1 protein-coding gene is annotated in these 708 nt (G+C 63.7%); it reads right to left on the bottom strand.

The window, feature by feature from the left end; translation table 11 throughout:
- A partial coding sequence (locus AW06_RS13010) for an IS3 family transposase (RefSeq protein WP_273704663.1) occupies window positions 1-708 on the bottom strand: 708 nt, incomplete at both ends.

Here is a 708-nt window from a genome sequence, read left to right as displayed (position 1 = left end):
GTCGCTCGTTGTAGAAACGCAGATACGTGGCCAGGTTGGCTGGCGCATCGGCGACGTTGTCATAGGCCTTGAGATACCCCTCTTCGTACTTGACGCTTTTCCACAGGCGCTCGACGAAGACGTTGTCCCGCCAGGACCCCTTGCCGTCCATACTGATCCGGATGTCGTGCGCCTTGAGCAAACCGGTGAATTCGCCGCTGGTGAATTGGCCACCCTGATCAGTGTTGAAGATCTCCGGGCAGCCGTGGCGGTGGATGGCTTCCCGCACCGCGTCCAGACAGAAGTCGGTCGTCAAGGTGTTGGAAAGCCGCCAGGCAAGGACCCGCCGCGAGAACCCGTCGATCACGGCGAACAGGTAGAGAAAGCCTCGGCGCATCGGGATGTAGGTGATGTCCGCCGCCCACGCTTGATTGGGCCGCTCGATCGCGAGGCCGCGCAGGAGGTAGGGATGGATTTCATCCCCCCGCTGCCGACGAGAGGTGTGGGGCTTCCGATAGAGGGCTTCGATCCCCATGCGCGCCATCAGGGTGCCGATGTGCTTGCGCCCGGCCTCGAAGCCCTCGGGGCGGAGTAGATCGCGCAACATGCGGGCGCCGGCGAACGGGTGATCAAGATGTAACTCGTCTATCCGGCGCATCAGCGCCAAGTCCTCCGCTGAGACCTCGCGGGGCGTGTAGTAGGCGGTCGAACGCGCCAGCCCCAGCAGGG

The organism is Candidatus Accumulibacter cognatus, from assembly GCF_000584975.1.
GTDB classification, from domain to species: Bacteria; Pseudomonadota; Gammaproteobacteria; order Burkholderiales; family Rhodocyclaceae; genus Accumulibacter; species Accumulibacter cognatus.
The sequence above is the reverse complement of the archived record's forward strand: the minus strand, read 5'-3'. Positions and strand labels throughout refer to the sequence as shown.